Source organism: Ferdinandcohnia sp. FSL W7-1320 (assembly GCF_038050315.1).
GTDB classification, from domain to species: Bacteria; Bacillota; Bacilli; order Bacillales; family Bacillaceae_L; genus Ferdinandcohnia; species Ferdinandcohnia aciditolerans.
In genome coordinates, this window is sequence record NZ_JBBPAM010000001.1 from 621,749 (window position 1) to 645,410 (window position 23,662).

Genomic DNA, 23,662 nt, shown 5'->3' on the forward strand with positions numbered 1-23,662 from the left:
TGTTGTGGATAATTCTGGTGGTTTTGCAAGAAAGATTTTGTCCCTGATATATTGAATGTGACAAAAAATAGGAGTATGCTAGAATATGTAATTTATAATTTTGCTATTTTACCATATTATATTGAGGGGGAATTACCCTATGGATATGCTGACGATTCTTGGACTAGCTATCTCTTCTGGAGCGACAATTGCTCTATTAAAAATTATCGCTATTGATATTATATTATCTGGAGACAATGCTGTAGTAATTGCAATGGCTACCAGAAACCTTCCAAAAGACCAACAAAACAAAGCTATCTTTTGGGGAACGGCAGGAGCGGTTATTCTACGTATTTTATTTGCGGCCATCATTGTTTACTTGCTAAAAATTCCTTATGTGAATGTGATTGGTGGAATATTACTCCTTTTCATTGCCTATAAGGTTTTAGTTGAAGAAGAAGGAGAAGCACATGTGAAGTCTACAAATGGCATTATGGCAGCCATTGGTACGATTATCATGGCAGATGCTGTAATGAGTCTTGATAATGTAGTTGCAGTTGCGGGTGCTGCCAACGGTCACATTGGTATGATTGCACTAGGTGTTTTCATTAGTATTCCTATTATGATCTTTGGTTCTAAGTTCATCGTAAAAGCAATGGACAAATATGCTTGGATTTCATACGTCGGTGCAGGTATTCTTGCATGGACAGCAGGTGAAATGGTGATGAAGGACAAGGGATTTACTAACTTCCTTCACATCGAACATGGTCCAGTTTCATACTTAATCGCAGCAGTATTAACCGTTCTAGTATTAGGACTAGGATACTTGAAAAACAAAAAGATTGCTGCCAAAAAAGAGATTCAAAAAGCAGCTTCAAAAACAGCATAATAAAAAGTAGTAGTAAAGGCCGAATCGTTTAGAGATTCGGCCTTTTTCTTTTACATATGACAATACCAGAGGCTAATTGAAAAAACCCCATAATGTCTTTTATGGGGCAAGATTAATTATTTTGCAATTTTATGAAGCTTTGTGATGATGCTTAACGAGCGACCTGTTCCGATTGCAACTGATTCGAGTGGATTTGGTGCAAGGTGTACCGGGACAACAATTTCTTGGCTGAGCCAATCCTGCATGCCATTTAATAACGCGCCGCCCCCTGTTAAAATAACCCCACGATCCACGATATCACCACTTAATTCTGGTGGGCAATCCTCTAGGGTTGCGCGGATTGCTTCTAAAATATGAAGTAGTGATTCTTTTAGTGTTTCTTGAATTTCGGTTGAACGCAATGTAATGGTTTTAGGAAGGCCAGTGACAAGGTCACGTCCACGAATATCCATTGTTTTTGCTTCGTGTTCAACAAGTGCATAGCCGATTTCGAATTTAACCTGCTCAGCAGTATGCTCTCCGATAAGGACATTGTATCTTTTTCGTACGTATTGGATAATATCTTCATCAAACTGGTCTCCGCCAATTCTAACAGAGTTGCACGTAACAACACCACCAAATGAAATAATGGCGACCTCTGTATTGCCTCCACCGATATCTACGATTACGTTTGCGACCGGTTCATCAACTGGTAAATCCGACCCAACGGCTGCTGCAACTGGTTCTTCAATTAAATAAACTTGTTTGGCACCACATTGTCTAACTGCGTCTTGGATCGCACGTCGCTCGACAGATGTAGACCCAGAAGGTGTACAAACGACAACATTCGGTTTACGTAGCGAGTAACCTGTCTTTTGACTCACTTTTTTCATGACATGACGAAGCATGTCCGCAGTCATATTGAAGTCAGCAATTACACCCTTACGCAAAGGGCGAATGGCTACGATTTTTTCAGGTGTCTTACCAATCATCCTTTTCGCTTCTGCCCCAACGGCAATGACTCTGTTACTTTCGGTGTCAACCGCCACTACTGATGGCTCATTAACGATGATTCCTTTATTTTTCGTATATACAAGAATATTTGCAGTTCCTAAATCAATTCCGATTTCCACGTTTGAAAACATTGTTTATCTCCATCCTTTATAAAGTTTGGGGTTATATTTCTAATAGACTAAAAATGGTTTTCCGAAACACTTTAAGTCCACATTGTATTTATAAAAGTAGTCATTTCAACCCACTCACTCTATAATGATTCACAAAAAAATGTCGATTTTTGGGGGTTGTTGTCAGATTGTAAAAATTGAAATATAGGAGAAATATATGAGGAGAATGGCAAAATGTTCAAAAAACACGTAAAATAGTATTAGATGTAACACTCCAAAAAGGAGGGCGAAAACAATGGATTTTTCAAGTATAGTGTCAGAGGATAAAATTCGTAAGGCCTATAAAGAAGGGGAGTTTGATAACTTACCTGGATATGGGAAACCTCTCAAGCTTGATGATGATTCTGCAATTCCTGAGGACCTTCGAATGGCTTATCGAGTCATGAAAAACTCAGGGTTCATTAATGAAGAAACCGAAATTAAAAAAGAACTCCTTACAATTGAGAACCTCATTGATAACTGTGAGGATGAAGTTCAGCGACAAATCTACCAGAAAAAGCTAAATGAAAAACAATTTCGCTTAAACCAAATTCTAAAAAATAGAAAGACTTCGCATTCAGCCGTTTTTAAAGACTACCAAATGAAATTGCATAATAAATTTAAATAATGGTTTAAGGGGTCAAAACATTGCGTTTTGACCTTTTTTTATAGGAGGGAAAGAGAGTTATGAGTGAAAATGTAGTGTTAAAACGTATTTATGAACCAGCTAGTAAAGAAGACGGAAAACGGATCCTAGTTGACCGTATTTGGCCACGGGGCATTTCAAAGGACAAAGCACAACTCGATTTGTGGATGAAAGAAATCGCTCCTAGCACCGAGCTTCGCAAAGAATTCAACCACAAACCCGAAAGATTTGAAGAATTTAAGGAACATTACATAAAAGAACTGCAACAGACTGAGGAGAAAGAAATGGCGCTAAATCAGTTGCTTGAGATGGCGAAGGAAGAAAAAGTTACTCTTTTGTATGGTGCAAAGGATGAAGTACATAACCAAGCGGTCGTGCTAAAGGAAGTATTGGTACATGCAATGGACGAGGCCCAAAAGGGTTAGTGGCAGTATTTTTGAAATAGCAGCAGTAATTCAGAGTTAGTGGCAGTATTTTTGAAATAGCGGTAGTATTTCTGCGATAGTGGCACTATTTTGAAATAGCACCTGTATCAGTAATTAAATCCACCATATCAGGTTGCTACCTTCCACCAAATCAATAATAGCAATTATTTGACTAACTTGTATATACAAGTTAAACTACAACTACAAATAAGTTTGTTTCCTTTATGAAATACTACAAACATGAATTACTTATATGGTGGTGTAGCAATTGAAGCAGCCTTGGTGGAAGAAGTCTGTGGTTTATCAAATTTATCCAAAGAGTTTTAAAGATACAACTGGAAACGGTGTCGGTGACCTACAAGGGATCATTGAAAAGCTTGATTACCTGAAAAACCTTGGTGTGGACGTCGTTTGGCTAACGCCGATTTACAAATCTCCACAGCGGGATAACGGGTACGATATTAGCGATTATTTTGCGATTCAAGAAGAATACGGTACGATGGAGGATTTTGACCGCTTGCTAGAGGAAGCTCATTCACGCGGTATTAAAATCATCATGGACATCGTTGTGAATCATACCTCGACTGAAAACGAATGGTTCAAGCAGTCCAGACAGTCAAAGGACAACCCGTATCGCGACTATTATATTTGGAAAGACCCTAAAGATGGTCGTGAGCCAACGAATTGGGAATCAAAGTTCGGGGGGAATGCCTGGAAGTATGATGAAACAACAGGTCAGTACTATCTCCACCTTTTTGACGTAACCCAAGCGGATCTTAATTGGGAAAATGAAGAGGTTCGTCAAAAAGTATATGACATGATGACTTTTTGGTTTGAAAAAGGGGTAGATGGTTTCCGTCTAGATGTAATCAATCTTATCTCAAAAGACCAGAGTTTCCCGGATGATGACGGATCTGTCCCTCCAGGTGACGGCCGGAAGTTTTATACAGATGGGCCGCGCGTCCATGAGTTCATGCACGAAATGAATCAGAATGTTTTTTCGAAATACGATAGTATGACTGTTGGGGAAATGTCCTCAACAACCATTGAAGATTGTATTAAATATTCAAATCCTGACCGTGAAGAATTGAGCATGACCTTTAATTTTCATCATTTAAAGGTGGATTATCCGAACGGTGATAAGTGGACAGTTGCCGACTTTGATTTCCAAGCCTTAAAGAGAATCCTTTCAACGTGGCAGGTTGAAATGCATAAGGGTGGAGGTTGGAATGCACTGTTCTGGTGCAACCATGACCAACCACGGATTGTTTCAAGATATGGGAACGATGGTGAGTATTTAACGGAATCCGCAAAAATGCTTGCAACTACCATTCATATAATGCAAGGTACGCCTTATATTTACCAAGGTGAAGAGTTTGGAATGACCAATCCGAAGTTCAATGACATCTCTGAGTATCGTGATGTTGAGTCCATCAATATCTACAATATTAAAAAAGAACAAGGAATGAGCAACGACGAAATTATCGAGATTCTTAAACATAAATCTCGTGATAATTCTCGGACACCTGTGCAGTGGGATGCAAGTGAACATGCTGGATTCACAAGCGGAACGCCATGGATTAATGTTGCTTCAAATTACAAAACAATCAATGCGCAAAATGCGTTAGAGGATAAAAACTCAGTCTTCTATCATTATCAAAAATTGATAAGGCTCCGTAAGGATTATGACATTATTACGTATGGAGATTATGAATTATTGCATGAGGACCATCCTGAAATCTTTGCGTATGTTCGTAATGGTGAGAATGAGAAGCTTCTAGTTGTAAACAATTTCTATGGAAGAGAAACAACATTTGAAATTCCTGCAGGATTAAATGTAAGTGAGTATACAAGTGACTTACTCGTTTCCAACTATGAGAATTCGCAAATAGATATTTCAAAAGGAATCAAATTACGTCCATACGAATCCGTTGTCTACCATTTGATAAAATAAACAATGAGCCATACCTTAGGGTGTGGCTCATTTTCATAAACGTTATTCTTTTTCATTCGGTAGAGGGTCGATTCTTTTTGAATCATCGTTATCCATCGAAGTGGCGACAAAGTAAAACCAGAATCCAGCGGAGATAAAATACAACACAGACATGCCAATGAGCGTTAGCCAAAGTCCTAGCAAATGTATTCCCCCCTTTAGATGGGACACAGGGACAGGTCCATTGTCCCAAAGTTACAATGCCCTTTTTATAGATATATGCAAGGGGGAAAAGTTATTGACATAATCTTATAAATTATGTAGCGCCACAATAAAAAAACCGCCATAAGCGGATTTTAATAAGGGTTATTTTGGTTTTGGGTCCAATCTCCTTTTGTAAGGTAAAAATAAATTAGGTTTTCTCTTAGGACGGCGTCTCTTTTAAAACCTAGGCGATTTATTAGGGCAATTGATTTTTCATTACGTGGGTCTACGGTTGCGTCTATGGTTTCAAGGGACATTGCATTAAATCCATATTCCAATAATAATTTCATAGCTTCAGACATGAACCCATTTCCCCAATGCCCTTTGGATAGATCAAATCCAACCTCACCAATAAATTCATTATGATTTCTAATATAGTGGAAACCACAGGTACCAATAAACTCCTCTTTTTCTTTTGTGAATATTCCCCAACGGCAACCGGTATCTTCTAAATGATAAGTAATAATTTCTTCCGCTTCAGTAAGACTTTTGCATGGTTCGATATCCATATAACGTGTAATGTCCTCATCGGAAAATAGCTGAAAAACCTCTTCGGTATGCTCCAATGTGAGCACTTTTAGGTATAACCTTTCCGTTTCAATATCACGGTATTTCAATGATTTTATTAACATTTTATCCCTCATTTTCCCTCAAAAAAACTATCCAAACAAAAATGTCCAGATAGTCATATATGGTTCTATGTATTATTTGTTTTTGCGCAAACTTCCGAGTTCTTCAACAAGTGCCTGCATTTCGTTAGGGCTAAATGAGTTCTTTTTCATGGTAAGGTCGTAAATGTCTTTTAATTCTTCGTACATTTCTTCATCGAAATGGGAAGGCTTAATGGCACCAAGGTTAAGAACTTTAAGTTTTTCTTTGATTTTTTCTATCATAAACTCTACGTTTTCGACCGACTTTTGTGAGAGATCCATGTTTTCATCCTTTCAATTTTCAGTGTATTCTTATTGTAACACGTTTCTGCTATTATTTAATATGGCGAGGTACGGAAAAATATGACATGAAGGAGAATGGACAAAAATGATAAAGGTATTATTCGTATGCTTAGGGAATATCTGTAGATCACCTATGGCAGAGGCTATTTTTCGTGATTTAGTACAAAAAGAAGGGCTCGCGGATCGAATCCAAGTAGATTCAGCGGGTACTGGGGACTGGCATATTGGACATCCGCCACATAAAGGCACTCAAACCATTTTAACAAAATATAATATCTCATTTGAAGGGATTAAGGCACGTCAAGTGATGCCGGAGGATCTCGGTCAATTTGATTATATTATTGCAATGGACTCAGATAACTTAGGAAACCTTCAAAAAATGATAACTGGCGAAAAAACAGGTCGGATTCAACGGCTACTTGATTTTGTTGATGATAGTAAGGTTGCAGATGTACCTGACCCGTACTACACTGGGAATTTTGATGAGGTGTACGAGCTTGTGACCAACGGTTGTAAACGATTGTTAGAGGTCATCAAAAAGGAAAACCTAGTTGGAAAGGAGTAATACGAATGGCGAAACGTAATAAAATGGTGGAAGGCATGGTCATAGGTGCTGCCATTGGTGCAGCAATTTCTTTACTTGATAAGGAAACAAGAGAGCAATTTTTACATACTAGTAAAAGAGTGAGTAAAAAGGCAGTTGAAGTGATGAAAAATCCACAACGATATACAGATCTTGTTAAGGAACAGTTCAATTCCGTTCGTACAACAGTGGAGCAGGTTGCAGAGGATGTTCGTATCGTAACCTCAAAAGTAAATGAAATCGTTGAAACAACACCAGAAATTGTCGAAGTTGTAAAAGAAACAAAGGATGTAATTGCTAATAAAACGGAAGGTATGAGGGACGATAATATAGAGAGGTGAAGAAATGACCGAAGTTCGAACCTTAGATTTGCGGTTTATTAAGGAATTAATTTTGCGATATAAGGAAGATGAAGTAGGGAGTATGTCTGCAGAATTAGCCTATTTTTTCTTGCTTTCTTTATTCCCATTTTTAATCTTTCTCGTGACACTTATTGGATACCTGCCAATATCCCAAATAGATGTGTTGGCGTTTGTCAGACAATATGCACCTGAAGGCACAGTTGATATGATTGAAGAAAACTTAAACGTTATAGTTAATTCAAATAAAGGCGGGCTATTATCAATAGGGATCATTGGTACCTTGTGGTCATCATCCAATGGAATCAACGCGGTCGTTAGGTCGTTCAATAAAGCATATGATGTAAAAGAAACCCGGAACTTCTTTATCACTCGTGGGATTTCAATACTTCTCACATTTGGGATGATATTTGTTATTATAGTCGCTTTATTATTACCCGTCTTCGGAAAACAAATTGGGATTTTTATGTTTTCGTCTTTTGGCTTGTCTGATGAATTTCTAGATGTGTGGAATGGAATTCGTTGGATTGTGAGTGCAGCTATCCTGTTTCTTGTATTTACGTTTTTGTACTGGGTGGCGCCAAACCGTCCATTAAAAATCAAAGAAATAATATCAGGCTCCTTTTTTGCGACTTTCGGTTGGATGTTCGTTTCCCTGGCGTTTTCCTATTATGTGAACAGCTTTGGCCATTATTCCACGACCTATGGCAGTCTAGGTGCCATCATTGTACTGATGATTTGGTTCTATCTATCAGCAATGATCATCATCATCGGAGGAGAAATCAATGCCATTTTGAATTGCCATCGAATTAGGGATGGCCGTTAATTTTCCGTAAGTTACCTTCATGGAATGTGAGGTAGCGAGAGATAATAGAGGTGTAAGTACAGTACAAGGGAGGCCTTTATTATGTCTAAAAAAGACGGTGGAACAAAGCAAAAGGGAAAGAAAAATAGCCCAAAACAAAAAACTAGCAGTTCTGCAAACGGCAGCAACGGCTATCACTAAAAAAGAGGACTTGACCGATGGGGTCAAGTCCTTATTTTATGACTTCAATAAGCGTAGTCCGTTTAAAATAACGAGAATGGTGCTTCCTTCATGGCCAATGACGCCAAATGGGAGGTCAATGATTTGAAAGAAGTTTGACAGGATTAACAGCATAATCACACTGATAGAAAAAATAATATTTTGTTTGATAATACGGTTCATGCGTTTTGAAAGCTTTACGGCTTCAGCAATTCGCGGAAGATCATTTTTCATCAGCACGACATCAGCAGTTTCAAGCGCAACATCCGTTCCTTGACCCATTGCAATTCCAACATTCGCAGTTGCCAAAGCAGGTGCATCATTGATTCCATCTCCAACCATCGCAACAGTCTCATAATTAGAAATAAGGCCTTTAATGTGGTTCACCTTTGTTTCTGGCAAACATTCTGCAATATGTTGGTCAACATGACTTTCAGCCGCAATGGCTTCAGCTGTTTTTTCGCCGTCTCCAGTAAGCATAACGGTATAAATCCCAAGGTCTTTTATGTCAGAAATAGCTGAAACTGTATCATCGCGGACAACGTCTTTAAGTGCGAGAATACCAGCAATATCTTCACCTGATTTTACATAAACAATCGTTTTACCTTCAGAAGCCAGTTGTTTCGCGATACCATTTTTAAAAGTAGCTACAGCTTCTTTTCCAACAAGATCAGCTTTACCAATTAACCACTGTGTCTCACCGACAATTGCTTTAACTCCATATCCAGGCATATCCTCAATGCCATCTATCGAGATAAGCTTCTGACCATTTGTCTTAGCATGATTCACAATCGATTGTGCTAATGGATGTGTAGATTGATTTTCAATTGAAGATACAATTTGTAAAAATTCGTTATGATCAATTGAATCAGATACAATTACATCGGTTACGACAGGTTTTCCTTTTGTCAGAGTCCCTGTTTTATCAAATGCAATAGCTTTTAGATTACCTAACTGCTCAAGGTGAACCCCACCTTTAAACAGGATCCCGCGTCTTGCTCCATTAGAAATCGCCGATAATGTTGCTGGCATAATGGAGGCAACCAGAGCGCATGGGGATGCAACTACTAATAAAATCATTGCTCGGTAGAAGGTCTCGTTCCATGTCCAACCTAATACAAAGTGTGGAAGAAACATCATTAAACCTACCGCAATTAAAACAAATTTGACGTACGTACCTTCAAATTTTTCAATAAATTGCTGGGAAGGGGACTTTTCACTTTGAGCGGATTGGACCAGCTTAATAATTTTTTGGAACAATGAATCTTCATTCGGCTTTGTCACTTCAACAGTGATGGACCCACGAAGATTAACTGTCCCCGCAAATACATCGTCACCAAGGGATTTGCGTACAGGAATTGACTCACCTGTAATGGCCGCCTGGTCCACGTTTGTGTCGCCTTTTAAAAGCTTACCGTCAGCTGGAATGCGCTCACCTGGTTTGACTAAAATCGCATCGCCAATTTGTAGAGAAGAAACATGTACGATTCTCTCAAGGCCATTTACAACAAGTGTCGCTTCTTCAGGCTGAAGGCCCATAAGTGAAGAGATTTCCTTATGACTTTTATTCATTGTATAGGTTTCAAGAGCACCACTTAATGCGAAAATAAAGATTAAAATCGCACCCTCATTCCAGTATCCGATGATTGCAGAGCCTATGGCTGCAAAAATCATTAACATTTCTACATTTAATTCTTTTTCCGCAATCGTATCAGTGATACCTTCCTTTGCTTTTGCATAACCACCTATTACAAACGCGAGAAGATACATAACAATGGAGGTGGTGTTGTGTTCGAAATGCCCTAATGTCCAGGCAATCGCAATTAAAACACCACTCGTTAGCGCTGCTATTAATTCACCGTGCTGCTTTACTTTTTCAAGGAGCGGAAAAGATTCATTATCTGTTTTATATACTTGCTGTCGTCTTGGCGCAGTCTTTACTTCTGTACTCATTTCGTTCGCCTCCATTTTCTAATTGAGAAAAACAATCAATTATACATATCTAATTGAGAATAAAAATCAACTTGACAATGCTAATTGAGAAAGGGAATCACAATCAATTGGCCATTTAAACAAGAAAACTGCAATCTTTTCGATAGCAGTTACTAATTTAATTGATTTTTACTTTATAATTATTATTAATTATAACATAATACCCAATTTTTAAAAGTGTTTTTTATAATAATTTTAAATAAGCTTACATGTTCATAAAAAAACAACTCGCCAACGAATGACGAGTTGTTCTACTTTATTATTCTGCGATTTCCTCATAGTGAAAATAGGTGGTGTTATAGATATGCTCAATATCTGCATCGGTCATATACATAAGCTCCGTTTTAGTAATTCCCCTAACTTTCTCAATAAACTCCATCATGTTTTTGCGCTCTTGCCTACTCATTACAATCATCCCCTTAAATTAATTTTCGTTCAATACACCTGTGTTAGAACAGTATATTAATTTATAATGTATTATATAACAGATTCTCAAAAAGCGTCAATAAGATTCTGAAAAATAGGCAGAAAATCATAGAAAAACAATAATAGCTCAAGGTGCCTTACGATTGGCCAATGACCTCGATCCAATGGCACTTGGAGCTAGATAATAAAAAAGACTCCCTATATAAGGAAGTCAATTTTCAACAGTTTTGGTTGCCGTCCTCGTACCAAAGACAGAGAGAATAATAAATATTAAAAACAGAATCGTACCTATGACATTGAAAAAGCTGATACTTTCAAAGAATTGGATAAACAGTCCACCAACAAACGGTCCAACAAGGCTTCCGATGCTAAAGAAAACGCCACATAGAAGGTTTCCGGTCGGCAACAAATTCTTTGGCATTAAGTCTGTCATATAAGAGATTCCAAGTGAGAACGTTGATCCAACTGCCATTCCTGCAAACGTAATGCAGAGCCAAAGTCCGACATGAGAGTGCTCAAGGAAGCTTGCAATGGTAAAACTTAAAAATCCTAAAAACAGTACAATAATTAAAATATTCCTTCGGCCAAACTTATCACTTAGAATTCCCAATGGAAGCTGGGTAATGATACTACCGAGCGCAAATGAAGTTAGTAGAATTGAAACAAATCCCACATTTAAATCAATACGTAATCCATAAACCGGGAAGCTTCCGTTAAGAGAGGACTCAAGAAAGCCATAAGCCAATGGCGGTAGAAAGGCAACCCATGCATACTTCCAGGCTTTTGAAAAACGATTGAATGTCTCTCTAAATGAATTCACCCCTAAATCCTGTTCCGGAAACTCATTATTTAGTAGAAATAAAAAGAACCAACCAATTAAACAAAGGACAGAAGATAGAATAAATGGCAGGGTTTCATTAATATTAACCAAAGGTGTCATTAACGGACCAGTTGCAAAGCCAAGCCCAAAGAATAATCCGTATAAGGAAATGTTTCTTCCACGCTTATTTTCAGGAGAAAATGATGTAATCCATGTTTGTGTTCCAAAATGCAAGGAGTGATCCCCAATTCCGATAAAGAGTCTTAGTACAAACCAGAACCAAAATGATTTCCATAATGGGAACATGGCAAGTGACACGACAACGAGCAATCCTCCAAATAGAATGACAGGTTTGTAGCCATATTTCCTTAACGGATATTCCATAAATGGCGAAACAAGTAATATACCTATATATAATGCAGTTGCGTTTAATCCATTTAAGGTAGATGACATTCCCTTATTCTCAAAAATAACCGCAATTAAAGGAAGCAGCATACCCTGGCTAAACCCAGAAACTGCAACAATACTAACTAATATCCAAAACCGTAATCTCATGTTGTATTTCCCCCAGTTTCATTTCACAATCTAATGATACAAAATTAATCAGGGGTTGGAAATGGAAAAGAATGATTCTCTTTTCTTTTCATTCTTTGGAGAATTTGAGTAAACTTAAGATATCAGACAAAGACAGGGGGCATTTTTCATGATTTTTAAGATGCAAGAAGTCGGCTTTTACACAGATGTTGAATTTGGTAAGTTACAAGTTGCAGGAGACGAAACATATGGGTTTCGACCATATCAGCTTCTCGTTTCGTCTATCGCAGTTTGTAGTGGGGGAACACTTCGCAAGGTCCTTGAAAAAAAGAGAATGCAGGTAGAGGATATCACCATTAAAACTGAAGTGGAGCGCAATGAGGCTCATGCGAACCGGGTCGAGAAAGTTTACATTCACTATGTGATAAAAGGAAAAGATTTAGCCGAACAAAAAATCCAGCGTTCGATTGAAGTTGCTCATCGAAATTGTCCGATCGCCCAATCCGTAGAGGGAAGCATCGACATTATTGAAACATTTGAGATTGTGGATGCATAAAAATACTTAAATAGAACATAATTTTTAAAGATAAAAACTACGCTAATTATGGGCGTAGTTTTTTACATTTTCGTTTCGCTAAGTTAAAAGAAGGGTAGTGTTCCTATGAATCGAATCTTCTTGATTATGGTGATTATCGGTGTACCTTTATCTATCATTGGAGGCCTGCTGCATTGGCCAGCTGTTATCATGTTTATTGTGTACTGTTTAACCATTATCGCTTTGGCTGGATTTATGGGAAGAGCGACGGAAAGCCTTGCCATTATTGCTGGTCCAAGAATTGGTGGTTTGTTAAACGCAACTTTTGGAAATGCCGTTGAACTTATTATTTCTATCTTTGCTTTAAAAGCGGGGCTTGTCACAGTTGTGCTTGCATCACTAACTGGTTCAGTGCTTGGTAACCTATTACTAGTAGGCGGTCTTTCCTTTTTAGTGGGAGGTATTAAGTTTAAAAGGCAGAAATTTAGTGTACATGATGCGCGACACAATTCAGGTCTATTAATTTTTTCTGTCATACTTGCTTTTGTTATTCCAGAAGTTTTTTCAATGGACATGAATGATAGTGATACATTTACACTAAGCGTTGGAATTTCAATCATTTTAATCATGTTATACTTAGCTGGTCTTTTCTTTAAGCTTGTTTCACATCGAGGCATTTATCAGGAAGATTCCGAACAGGTAGAAAAAGAAAATGAAGAGCATGAAGAACCTGAGTGGGGGAAATGGAAGGCATTAATTATCTTGGCGCTGTCAACGATTGCGGTAGGGTATGTGTCTGAAAACCTCGTTCATACCTTTGATGTCGTGGCGGAAGCGTTCGGTTGGAGTGAAATATTTATCGGAATTATTATTGTGGCAATTGTCGGAAATGCTGCTGAGCATGCATCAGCCGTTATGATGGCTTATAAAAATAAAATGAATGTTGCCATTGAGATAGCAATTGGTTCAACGTTACAGGTAGCGATGTTTGTTGCGCCGTTACTGGTATTGATTTCTTTATTCCTAGACACACAAATGTCGCTTGTTTTCTCTATGCCAGAACTTATTTCTATGATAACAGCGGTATTCTTAACTATTGCACTAACAAATGATGGTGAAACGAACTGGTTCGAAGGTGGCACTCTATTAGCTGCATACGCCATCATGGGAATTGGATTTTATTTATTATAAGAAAAAAACGACTCTGTGTAGAACCTCCACACAGAGTCGTTTGGTTTTGTTTTAATCTTCTAAGTACTTTTTAAGGGATAACTTAACTTTTTTCAATGGTGTTCTCATCGTCCGGCAACTCGATAGCATACCCCCTCCATTAAGGTATGGTCTCCTTATCCCTCCTTCATTTAAGGTATACTTAATAATATTTACGCAACATTAAAAATATTCAATTTAATTTTAAAAAAATGAAAAAATATCGATTAATTTTTTTAAGTTGATTATAATAAAATCCAATGTTTGAACTTTTTTTGAAAAAATTTAACCTTTAGGGAGCTCGTTTATGATCACACGGCGAATCTTATTTTTTTGCGTTGGGTTATTTGTTTTAGCATTGGGAATCAGTTTAATGATCATTGCAGATATTGGGGCTGGCGCATGGGACGCACTCAATGTTGGACTTTCAGAGACAATCGGCCTTACTGTAGGAAATTGGGTTATGATTGTTGGTATTTTTGTCATGCTTTTAAATGCATTTTTACTTAAGGAACGGCCAGCGTACTTATCAATTGGAACTATCATTTTAATTGGCTTTTTTATAGATTTTTGGTTATTAATTGCACTAGATGAAATGAATTTAGAAGGATTTGTAGTGAAGGCCATTGTTTTGCTAGGAGGGTTAGTAATCGCATCACTTGGGATTGCAATCTACCTGCAAGCTAAGTTTCCACTCTCACCGCTCGATAATCTGATGCTCGCGATCAGCAAGCGATTTAAGTTAAGATTTGGGATTTCAAAAACAATTGGTGAGGCAACAGGTTTGGTATTGGCCCTTTTATTTGGAGGACCAATTGGCATTGGAACTTTGGTTGTTACTTTCGGAATTGGACCGATTATCCAATTCTTCTATCCTCATTGTGAAAGGTTGATGGAAAAGGGCTTCAGTTCTAAGATAAAACCGAAAATTAGTTAGTCTGCCTTCCGGGTGAACCGGAAGGCTTTTTATATTGGAACAAACCTCGTTTTGTCCGATATATTGGGGTTTAAGTCCGATATAATCTGATTTATGTCCGATAAAATGTGCTCAATGTCCGATATATTCAAATATATGTCCGATATCGAAATAGAAGCAAAGAATAGTTAGTCGGGCCTTCCTGTAAACCGGAGGGCTTTTATAATGGAGTAAACCTCGATTTGTCCGATAAAATGGGGTTTATGTCCGAAATAATTTGATTTATGTCCGATAAAATGTGCTCAAAGTCCGATATCTTATCAACTGTGTCCGATATATTCAAACATATGTCCGATATCTAAATTGAAAGCAAGGAATAGTTAGTCGGGCCTTCCTGTAAACCGGAGGGCTTTTATAATGGAGTAAACCTCGATTTGTCCGATAAAATGGGGTTTATGTCCGAAATAATTTGATTTATGTCCGATAAAATGTGCTCAATGTCTGATATATTCAAATATATGTCTGATATCTAGATTGAAAGCAAAGAATGGTTAGTAGGCCTTCCGGGTGAACCTAAAGGCCTTTATAATGGAGCAAACCTCGATTTGTCCGATATATTGGGGTTTAAGTCCGATATAATCTGACTTATGTCCGATAAAAAGTGCTCAATGTCCGATATCTTATCAACTTTGTCCGATATATTCAAATTTATGACCGATATCCAGATTGAAAGCAAAGAATGGTTAGTTGGCCTTCCTGTGAACCGAAAGGCCTTTATAATGGAACAAACCTCGTTTTGTCCGATATATTGGGGTTTAAGTCCGGTATAATCTGATTTATGTCCGATAAAATGTGCTCAATGTCCGATATATTCAAATTTATGACCGATATCCAGATTGAAAGCATAGAATAGTTAGTCGGCCTTCCGGTAAAAACGGAAGGCTCTTATAATGGAACAAACCTCGATATGTCCGATATATTGGGGTTTAAGTCCGATATAATCTGACTTATGTCCGATAAAATGTGCTCAATGTCCGATATCTTATCAACTTTGTCCGATATATTCAAATATATGTCTGATATATAGATTGAAAGCAAAGATTAGTTAGTAGGCCATCCGGGTGAACCGGAAGGCTTTTTTGTATGCAATTTTTCGTAATACTTATTTGCCCGAGAAATTTCTAATAAAAGGATGGATAATCCGCAAATACTTCGAAAAAACTAAACACAAAGCCAAGGAAAGGAGTACCGATCTATGAAACGATATTTTCATTTTATAGTTGCCGCCATTTTTATGTTTAGTTTTGTTGCAGGAACAGCGATGGCGGAAGGTACCGAAAAGTCAAAGGGTAATAAAGCAGATAAATTCAAAATTCCTAGTTCTGTTTTAGACATATCACAAGATAATACGTACCCGAACCCAACGCAGGATTTGCCATACCTACAACCAAGTAAGCTTACAAAAGAGCTTATTAAGAGTGCTGATGTAGAAATCGAAAATCCAGATCTCATTCGTATCTTAAATGAGTCGGCAATTCAGACGACACCCCTAGCGGTTGGGTATCGCGCAACGATTTATTTAGGCCAATGGCCACTGAACTATGAATCGTCTGAAACAAGCACGAATTGGGAATATGAAAAAATCAATACGAATTATTATGACAATCGTGGTGGAAAGACTCCATATAAAATCCACTACAAACAGGAAATGCAGAAGTTTGTCAAAGGTGGACTAACAGCGGAGATTCAAGATGCTGAAGATGTAAAGAAAATGATGCTGATTGAGGCTGCGAAAAAGTCGAAGCTTCCACTTTCCTTTAAAACGATTATTGGTGGAGGAACGAAAAAAGATCAAATTTATAATGTACCCCCGAAAAAGCTAGGATACTTATATGCCTATGCGCCAGCCGTTAATGAAAAGGGGAAGGTTACATATGGTGAGGTTTATCTCGTTCTAAAAGGAAGCAAAAAATCAATCGTTGTTAAAAATGTAACTCATCAAGGAATCGGTGCATGGATTCCAGTCCAAGACCACGTTTCTTACGGTTTCCTCGTATCAGACACCCCAAGATAAACCCGTTAATACGGGATAAAAAAATTCGGGCGACACTCTGCGCCCGAATTTTTTATAGATTTGTACTCCGTTTTGTAAAGTCATCCTCTTTGTAATACGCATTTTTCACGAGAATATTTGGTCCAAGGCATTTGACTGCAGAGCAGTGGCAACTAATTTCCTTCGCAATTTTTGTTTGTGACCAATTGTCATATGCATCTTGTAGCGAGGTTGTCTGGATATTACCCAGTGGCGGAGTGTCTCCGAAATCAGTTACGATAATATCCCCGTTGAAAATATTCACATTCAATCGAGAGCGACCATCCGGGTCATTACGCACTGTTACATTTTTACTTGAATAAAGTCTCTTTAGTAAAGTAAGATCATCCTCATTGTGACTGCACGGATAAAATGGCAAGGTGCCAAACAACATCCACACATCCTCATTGCGAATATCAAGGAGATGATAAATGGCGCTCCTAATTTCTTCAAGTGACAACACCTCTAGATTGCTTGCAAAATCGCTTGGGTACATAGGATGCACCTCATGTCGGCCGCACTCCATTTCCTCTACAATTTGTTTATGAATGGTTTCCAAATGTGGAAGAGTACGTTTATTTAACATGGTTTCTGCAGCAACCATTACTCCAGCTCTCGATAAAGCTTTACTATTTTCAATCATGCGCTGAAAATAACGTTCGCGTTGTTCAAATGATGGCTTTTTCTCCATCATCGCAAATCCACCTTCAACAAAGTCATCGACCGTTCCCCAGTTATGAGAAATATGTAGCACATCTAAATACGGAACAATTTTTTCATAACGCGCGAGATCCAGTGTGAGATTTGAATTGATTTGAGTACGAACCCCTCTTTCATGGGCATACTTAAGAAGAGGAACCACATAATTCGCAACCGACTTCGTCGACAGCATTGGTTCGCCACCTGTGATACTTAAGGACCGAAGCTTCGGAATTTCATCTAGGCGTTTTAACAATAAATCGATGGGTAAAGCATTTGGATCCTTTGGTTGTAATGTGTAGCCAACTGCACAATGCTCGCATCTCATGTTACAGAGATAGGTCGTTGTAAATTCAATATTGGTAAGTTGCATTGAGCCATACTGCTCAACATCTAAATAAGCCTCCCACGGGTCATGTGCGGGAGAAATTCGAATAGAAGATTGTAATTTTGACATATGTAACTCCTTTATACAGATTTGTTAAAACACAAATCGCCATAGGCATTGTATTGAAAAGAATAATAGTTGTCAATGCAAACATCTTTTACTAAGATATTAAGATATCGGAAAATGAAAGGAACGTTGTCACTTGGGAAACGCAATTCAAGATAAGGACTTACAAATAACCTATTTAAAAAATCGACTAAATATGTTTTTAGAGGTAATTGATTCATTGGACCCTGAATCAACTGATCTAGAAGACATCGACCGTCTAATTGGGATGCTCGATGACTTGGAAGGAAAATACGAACGATTTAAAAAGGATTGGAAAGAATAAAAGATTGAAGGACGCTCAGCATTCGTGCTGGGCGTTTGTTTGTTTTTGAATCGGTAGACTGAAGGGTAGCGAAAAAACTTCGAATCGTGCCCGATTGTCGTGCGAGAAGGAGCGAAGGGTAACGCACGGATGTGGATCGTGCCCGATTGTTGAGTGAGAAGGAGAGAAGGGTAACGCAAGGATGTGAATCGAGCCCGATCGTTGAGTGAGAAGGAGAGAAGGGTAACGCAAAGATGTGGATCGAGCCCGATCGTCGTGCGAGAAGGAGCGAAAGGTAACGTAAGGATGTGAAACGTACCCTATCGTCGAGTGAGAAGGAGGGAAGGGTAACGTAAGGATGTGAATCGTGCCCGATTGTCGTGCGAGAAGGAGCGAAGGGTAACGCAAGGATGTGGATCGTGCCCGATTGTTGAGTGAGAAGGAGAGAAAGGTAACTCAAGCATGTGGATCGTACCCGATCTTCGAGTGAGAAGAAGAGAAGGGTAACGCAAGCATGTGGATTGTACCCGATCTTCGAGTGAGAAGGAGAGAAGGGTAACGCAAGGATGTGAATCGTGCCCTATCGTCGTGCTAGAAGGAGAAAAGGGTAACGCAAGCGAGTGAATCGTGCCCAATCGTGGAGTGAGAAGGGGCGAAGGGTAACGCAAGCGAGTGAATCGTACCCGATGGTGGAGTGAGAAGGAGGGAAGGGTAACGCAAGCGGTGGAATTGTGCCCGATCGTTGAGTGAGAAGGAGCGAAGGGTAACGCAAGCGAGTGAATTGTACCCGATCATCGAGCGAGAAGGAGTGAAAGGTAACGCAAGCGAACAGCAACAGTACATAAAAAAACAGTGGATTTAAGAAAATCCACTGTTACTTAGTTTATATGGAACCGTCCTCGTGCCCTTGGTTCTTCGTCTCTAAAGTCAATCCTTCGACAACAACGTCTTCATCAATTTCCAATAGCAAGCAGCGCTTGCCTTGGTACATAATGTATTTGACGTATTTGAGGTCTTTTGGACCAAGTGTGAGCTTAGCAACTTTGGTGTTGATTTTGATTGATTTTGGAACGAGATTCGCTGCTTTGAATTCATGTCGCTCATCATCGACTACACTTTTAAAAGCATGTTCCACCTTTACGGTGTCCACATTTTCTACGCCGCTCACCTTTAAGATGCGCTCCACGTCTTGGTAGTTGATCATCGGTGGTTCGCTTTCTTCCTGTTCCTCTTCTTCTTTTTCTTGAACGAAGCGGTCAATTTCCTCATACACGTTTGAAATAACCTCAGATTCTACCTTGTCCCCAATGACGTTTTTCAAGATCATTTCAAAGCCAATTTTATCATCTTCCGCTGTCATGATATCTTCACAATTCAACACATCGGAAATAAACGTATAGCTAGGCTCATTCGCCTTTCCAGATGCATAAAGGATATGATTTACGTCGGCTGCATTGTCGTTAAAGGCTGGAAAAAGAAAACCTGTTAACGGAGCAGTCAGATTTATTACTGGGTCCAGCTCAGTATTTGGTTTAAATGTTCTCTCAATATAGTCAAAAACCAATGACTTTTTCGGTTGGTCCATTTTATTCACACTGCAAAGAATGAGCGGGCTAAAATAAACCTCATCAGAGCCGCCAACCTCAGATTCTGGGTCACGTTTTCGAGTTGGCTTACGGTATTCGGCACGGATGAATGTCACTACAGTGTCAAACTCGTAAACCTTATGGGCGTACATTTTCTCCACGATTTGTAGCATTTGCTCCAACCATTCTTCGGTGTCCTCCATTTGTAGTCCGTCGTACAGAAGATCGCGTGTGCTATTCTCCACACCGTGTTGGAACTTCAATTCAAACAGCTTTGTATCAAGTTGACCTGCTAATGTCTTTTTAAAGTTATCTAAAAACAATTCTTGCGCTTCCTGCTCAAGTAGCTCGAATGGCTGGCAAATATGATGATAAATCTCATTGGATTCTTTTTTAACATATACATTGAAAATCTCTTTGATGTTTAAGTATTGATTATTTAGCTTAAATTGCTTTCGGATGTTTGCGATATCTTTTTTATTCACTAATCTCAACTCCCATTTTCTGATTATACATGCTGGCATCAAAAATTGTAATGATTGATTTTTTCGTTTATGTATGAGCACTACCGGTATGAAAACCCATATATATAAGGTAAAAAGCAAACAGGGGAAGATATCATTGGGCATACAAACTAGTAAATTTAGATGGGTTATTTTTGCTTCTGTTTTGTTTACGTATGTGGTCATGTCAAGTCAGCGAACCGCACCAGGATTGATTACAGACCAACTGATGACGGATTTTCAAGTAACAGCTACCACGATTGGACTCCTCACGAGTATCCAATTTTTTGTGTACACAGGTCTACAAATGCCAATGGGTATCTTGGCGGATCGATATGGACCAAACTTTTTTCTGATACTAGGTGCCATCCTTACAGGCGTTGGAACCATCATTTACAGCTTGGGAACCCACGAAGTCATCCTCTTTTTTGCAAGAATTCTAACTGGGATAGGGGATGCAACCATTTGGGTGAACTTGGTGCTGATTTTAAGCAGATGGTTTAATGAAAGAGAATTTACCCGGCTAATTGGTGTCGCAGGCATGACTGGTAGCCTTGGTTTCTTAATGGCAACTGTCCCTTTTTCAGCATTAATTGTTTTACTAGGTTGGCGAGGCGCTTTTCTTTCAGGGGGAATTCTACTTTGCTTGTGTGGGATTTTTCTTTACATTGTACTTGTCAAAAAGCCGGGCCACCCGATGATTGAGAAAAAAGAAGTTCAGCGTGAAAAAACATCAGTTTTACTCCGTCGAATTTTTACCAATCGGCAGGCATGGGCATTGTTCTTATGTCATTTTGGGCTTGTTGGAGGGTATTTAGGTTTTATAGGTTCGTGGGCAGTACCTTATGGAATGGATATGTATGGCTTGACACGATTGGAAGCAAGCCAGCTTATTATGTTTAGTTTGATTGGTGCGCTAATGGGTGCACCGTTAATCGGCTGGATTTCAAGTCGATTAGGGTTAATCAAACAACCTTATATCATTTTTCATATTGTAACGGTGTTATGTTGGTCTACTTTTCTTGTTTTCAGAGAGGGACCTCCATTATTCTTGCTCATTTCACTTTTCTTTATTATCGGATTTTCGTTCGGTTCAAATTCTCTAACCTTTGCCGTCGTTCGCCAAACGTTCCCGACAAGTGAATCAGGTATGGTTTCTGGATTTGCGAACACGGGTGGGTTTTTAAGTGCCGTATTGCTTCCGGCCATTTTCGGTGGTGTGTTAGACCACGTTACCTTTGGATATTATTATGGCTTTATCATTCCTTTGATTTTTTCAGTCTTCGGTTTGATAGGAGTGAACCTTATAAATGAAAAACCTCAGGTTGCAACGATTCCCGTAAGATAAAATCTGGAATCGTTTGCAAATCCCTTCCCGAAAAAAATAGATAGGGGTATAATGAAAATTGGATTATAAATAACATGTATAAAAATGGGGATATAAGGGAAAGGGGAATACAGATGGATAAGCTACAACAAAGTATGTACAAGTTAATTGTAGAGACATCAACAAGACTTCCAAAGGATGTACGTAGAGCGGTTGCTCGCGCAAAAGCGAGTGAAAGTGCGGGTACTCGTGCTGCTATGTCTCTTTCAACCATCACCAATAATATTTCAATGGCAGACGTAAATGTATCACCAATCTGTCAAGATACAGGTCTACCAACTTTCAAAGTGAAAACTCCTGTTGGAGTGAACCAATTAAAAATCAAAGCTGCGATTCGTGCAGCCATTGTGGAAGCGACTAAAGACGGAAAGCTTCGTCCAAACTCAGTTGATTCATTAACTGGTAAAAACAGCGGGGATAATCTTGGTGAAGGTGTTCCGGTTATTAAGTTTGAACAATGGGAAAAAGACTACATCGATGTTCGCCTTATTTTAAAGGGTGGCGGCTGTGAAAACAAAAACATTCAATACAGCTTACCATGTGAATTAGAAGGACTTGGTCGTGCGGGCCGTGACTTAGACGGTATTCGTAAGTGTATCATGCACTCTGTGTACCAAGCACAAGGACAAGGCTGTAGTGCTGGATTCATCGGCGTTGGAATCGGTGGAGACCGTACATCTGGCTATGAATTAGCGAAAGAACAACTTTTCCGCTCTGTTGAAGATGTTAATCCAAACGAAGATCTTCGCAAACTTGAAGAATACGTAATGGAAAATGCAAACAAGCTTGGCATCGGAACAATGGGCTTCGGCGGCGAAACTACTCTACTTGGTTGTAAAGTGGGCGTTATGCACCGTATCCCAGCAAGCTTCTTCGTATCTGTTGCGTACAACTGTTGGGCATATCGCCGTCTAGGTATCACTCTTGATGCTGAAACTGGTGATATCAAAGATTGGTTATACAATGAAGGAGAGGAAATCGACTTCTCTAAAGAACAAGAAGAGGTACAAGAAGTAAAATCAGAAACTCGTGAAGTTGTGCTTCAAGCTCCAATCACTGAAGAGCAAATTCGTGAACTAAAAGTAGGTGACGTGGTTAAAATCTACGGCCGTATGTTCACAGGTCGTGACGCTATCCACAAACATCTATCCGAAAACGATGCACCTGTTGATCTAAATGGACAAGTCATTTACCACTGTGGTCCGGTAATGCTTAAGGATGAAGATGGAAACTGGCACGTAAAAGCTGCTGGCCCAACAACAAGTATCCGTGAGGAACCTTACCAAGGAGACATCATGAAAAAATTCGGCATCCGTGCTGTAATCGGTAAAGGCGGAATGGGACCAAAAACGCTAGCTGCACTTAAAGAGCATGGTGGAGTTTACCTAAACGCAATCGGTGGAGCTGCACAATATTATGCAGACTGCATCAAGTCAGTCGACGGTGTTGATCTAATGGAATTCGGTATTCCGGAAGCAATGTGGCATCTATCTGTTGAAGGTTTCACTGCCGTAGTAACAATGGATTCACACGGCAACAGCTTACACGAGGATGTTGACAAATCTTCATTAGAAAAACTAGAACAATTCAAAGAGCGTGTATTCGCTTAATTTGATTAGTGCCCGTTACGTATTGTGCGTAGCGGGTTTTTTAGGTTGGTTGGAGGTTAGGGCACAAATAATTGGAGTTAGGTCACAATTAGTCAGACTTAGGGCAGAAATAATGAAGGTTAGGGCACAATTATTCGAGAATAGGGAACAAAAACCATTTAGTATCACTCAGCTAGTGTTCACAACAATGCATTTCTAATAAACGTTCAACAAAAATTGAAATAGACTATCATAAATGGTTTTGTGGAGCATACACACTCAAAATAGGAAGAGCATGATAGTTAAAACCTTTTTAAAAGTACAAGCTAAAAGTAATTACTCCTAAGTATGTATGGCAAGAGGAGGCTCGCGGTACACGCTCAAAGCGAAAATGCTCAAGCATGTATGTTAAGAATGGT

General features: G+C 39.0%; 23 protein-coding genes. 14 read left to right on the forward strand and 9 right to left on the reverse strand.

Features of this window, described 5'->3' with window-relative positions; all coding sequences use genetic code 11:
* Positions 1-139: 139 nt before the first annotated feature.
* Positions 140-868 (forward strand): TerC family protein, encoded by a 729-nt coding sequence (locus tag NST91_RS03055; protein ID WP_341329964.1) that lies wholly within the window; start codon positions 140-142, stop codon positions 866-868.
* 116 nt (positions 869-984) lie between these two features.
* Here NST91_RS03055 and mreBH read toward each other — a convergent pair whose 3' ends face one another.
* Complete coding sequence (mreBH, locus tag NST91_RS03060; RefSeq protein ID WP_121448761.1) at positions 985-1,992, reverse strand: rod-share determining protein MreBH; 1,008 nt, start codon at positions 1,990-1,992, stop codon at positions 985-987.
* A gap of 274 nt (positions 1,993-2,266) precedes the next feature.
* On the opposite strand from mreBH, the gene NST91_RS03065 reads away from it, so the two are divergent.
* From NST91_RS03065 to treC, 3 genes are all read left to right on the forward strand, one after another.
* Positions 2,267-2,638, forward strand: a complete 372-nt coding sequence (locus tag NST91_RS03065; protein ID WP_121448760.1) for a DnaJ family domain-containing protein — start codon at positions 2,267-2,269, stop codon at positions 2,636-2,638.
* Between the two features lie 59 nt (positions 2,639-2,697).
* Complete coding sequence (locus NST91_RS03070) at positions 2,698-3,081, forward strand: DUF488 domain-containing protein (protein WP_341329965.1); 384 nt, start codon at positions 2,698-2,700, stop codon at positions 3,079-3,081.
* Between the two features lie 268 nt (positions 3,082-3,349).
* Complete coding sequence (gene treC / locus NST91_RS03075) at positions 3,350-5,035, forward strand: alpha,alpha-phosphotrehalase (protein WP_341329966.1); 1,686 nt, start codon at positions 3,350-3,352, stop codon at positions 5,033-5,035.
* A gap of 42 nt (positions 5,036-5,077) precedes the next feature.
* Here treC and NST91_RS03080 read toward each other — a convergent pair whose 3' ends face one another.
* The 3 genes from NST91_RS03080 to NST91_RS03090 all read right to left on the reverse strand — a co-directional run bounded on the left by NST91_RS03080 (position 5,078) and on the right by NST91_RS03090 (position 6,210).
* The gene (locus NST91_RS03080) at positions 5,078-5,218 is read right to left on the reverse strand and encodes a hypothetical protein (RefSeq protein ID WP_165918260.1); all 141 of its coding nucleotides are present in this window, start codon (positions 5,216-5,218) and stop codon (positions 5,078-5,080) included.
* 152 nt (positions 5,219-5,370) lie between these two features.
* Positions 5,371-5,910, reverse strand: a complete 540-nt coding sequence (locus NST91_RS03085; RefSeq protein WP_341329967.1) for a GNAT family N-acetyltransferase — start codon at positions 5,908-5,910, stop codon at positions 5,371-5,373.
* 72 nt (positions 5,911-5,982) lie between these two features.
* Positions 5,983-6,210, reverse strand: coding sequence for a DUF1128 domain-containing protein (locus NST91_RS03090; protein ID WP_099355475.1), 228 nt, complete (start codon positions 6,208-6,210; stop codon positions 5,983-5,985).
* A gap of 106 nt (positions 6,211-6,316) precedes the next feature.
* Between NST91_RS03090 and NST91_RS03095 the strand changes: the two genes are divergently transcribed.
* From NST91_RS03095 to NST91_RS03105, 3 genes are read left to right on the forward strand one after another with little or no spacing between them, the layout of a single operon-like run.
* Positions 6,317-6,796, forward strand: coding sequence for an arsenate reductase/protein-tyrosine-phosphatase family protein (locus tag NST91_RS03095; RefSeq protein WP_121448746.1), 480 nt, complete (start codon positions 6,317-6,319; stop codon positions 6,794-6,796).
* A 5-nt stretch (positions 6,797-6,801) separates the two neighbouring features.
* Positions 6,802-7,155 carry a YtxH domain-containing protein gene (locus NST91_RS03100; RefSeq protein WP_341329968.1) on the forward strand — a complete coding sequence of 118 codons (354 nt, stop codon included), beginning with the start codon at positions 6,802-6,804 and terminating at the stop codon, positions 7,153-7,155.
* A 4-nt stretch (positions 7,156-7,159) separates the two neighbouring features.
* The gene (locus tag NST91_RS03105; RefSeq protein WP_121448744.1) at positions 7,160-7,999 is read left to right on the forward strand and encodes a YhjD/YihY/BrkB family envelope integrity protein; all 840 of its coding nucleotides are present in this window, start codon (positions 7,160-7,162) and stop codon (positions 7,997-7,999) included.
* Positions 8,000-8,215: 216 nt separating this feature from the next.
* Here the strand turns inward: NST91_RS03105 and NST91_RS03110 are convergent, their stop codons facing one another.
* From NST91_RS03110 to NST91_RS03120, 3 genes are all read right to left on the reverse strand, one after another.
* A complete protein-coding gene (locus NST91_RS03110) occupies positions 8,216-10,150 on the reverse strand; it encodes a heavy metal translocating P-type ATPase (protein WP_341329969.1) in 1,935 nt (644 codons plus the stop codon).
* A gap of 298 nt (positions 10,151-10,448) precedes the next feature.
* The gene (locus tag NST91_RS03115) at positions 10,449-10,595 is read right to left on the reverse strand and encodes a BH0509 family protein (RefSeq protein ID WP_121448742.1); all 147 of its coding nucleotides are present in this window, start codon (positions 10,593-10,595) and stop codon (positions 10,449-10,451) included.
* A gap of 231 nt (positions 10,596-10,826) precedes the next feature.
* A complete protein-coding gene (locus NST91_RS03120) occupies positions 10,827-11,990 on the reverse strand; it encodes an MFS transporter (protein WP_341329970.1) in 1,164 nt (387 codons plus the stop codon).
* A gap of 148 nt (positions 11,991-12,138) precedes the next feature.
* On the opposite strand from NST91_RS03120, the gene NST91_RS03125 reads away from it, so the two are divergent.
* The 4 genes from NST91_RS03125 to NST91_RS03140 all read left to right on the forward strand — a co-directional run bounded on the left by NST91_RS03125 (position 12,139) and on the right by NST91_RS03140 (position 16,703).
* Complete coding sequence (locus NST91_RS03125; protein ID WP_121448740.1) at positions 12,139-12,525, forward strand: OsmC family protein; 387 nt, start codon at positions 12,139-12,141, stop codon at positions 12,523-12,525.
* Positions 12,526-12,630: 105 nt separating this feature from the next.
* Positions 12,631-13,695 (forward strand): calcium/proton exchanger, encoded by a 1,065-nt coding sequence (gene cax / locus NST91_RS03130; RefSeq protein ID WP_341329971.1) that lies wholly within the window; start codon positions 12,631-12,633, stop codon positions 13,693-13,695.
* Between the two features lie 325 nt (positions 13,696-14,020).
* Positions 14,021-14,650, forward strand: a complete 630-nt coding sequence (locus NST91_RS03135) for a YczE/YyaS/YitT family protein (RefSeq protein ID WP_341329972.1) — start codon at positions 14,021-14,023, stop codon at positions 14,648-14,650.
* Positions 14,651-15,884: 1,234 nt separating this feature from the next.
* Positions 15,885-16,703: a YfkD famly protein gene (locus NST91_RS03140; RefSeq protein WP_121448737.1), complete on the forward strand. Its 819-nt coding sequence runs from the start codon at positions 15,885-15,887 to the stop codon at positions 16,701-16,703.
* Between the two features lie 52 nt (positions 16,704-16,755).
* Here the strand turns inward: NST91_RS03140 and yfkAB are convergent, their stop codons facing one another.
* On the reverse strand, positions 16,756-17,877 hold the full coding sequence (yfkAB, locus tag NST91_RS03145; RefSeq protein ID WP_121448736.1) for a radical SAM/CxCxxxxC motif protein YfkAB: 1,122 nt from the start codon (positions 17,875-17,877) through the stop codon (positions 16,756-16,758).
* Positions 17,878-18,010: 133 nt separating this feature from the next.
* On the opposite strand from yfkAB, the gene NST91_RS03150 reads away from it, so the two are divergent.
* The gene (locus NST91_RS03150; RefSeq protein WP_121448735.1) at positions 18,011-18,199 is read left to right on the forward strand and encodes an SE1561 family protein; all 189 of its coding nucleotides are present in this window, start codon (positions 18,011-18,013) and stop codon (positions 18,197-18,199) included.
* Between the two features lie 862 nt (positions 18,200-19,061).
* On the opposite strand, the gene NST91_RS03155 is transcribed toward NST91_RS03150, so the two are convergent.
* Entirely contained in the window at positions 19,062-20,249 is a 1,188-nt protein-coding gene (locus NST91_RS03155; protein WP_341329973.1) for a DUF4317 domain-containing protein, read from the reverse strand.
* A gap of 136 nt (positions 20,250-20,385) precedes the next feature.
* Here NST91_RS03155 and NST91_RS03160 point away from each other — a divergent pair, with 136 nt between their 5' ends.
* Together NST91_RS03160 and NST91_RS03165 are read left to right on the forward strand one after the other, a co-directional pair.
* Positions 20,386-21,615 (forward strand): MFS transporter, encoded by a 1,230-nt coding sequence (locus tag NST91_RS03160; RefSeq protein ID WP_341329974.1) that lies wholly within the window; start codon positions 20,386-20,388, stop codon positions 21,613-21,615.
* Between the two features lie 113 nt (positions 21,616-21,728).
* Positions 21,729-23,264, forward strand: coding sequence for a fumarate hydratase (locus tag NST91_RS03165; protein WP_341329975.1), 1,536 nt, complete (start codon positions 21,729-21,731; stop codon positions 23,262-23,264).
* The last annotated feature ends 398 nt before the right edge of the window (positions 23,265-23,662 follow it).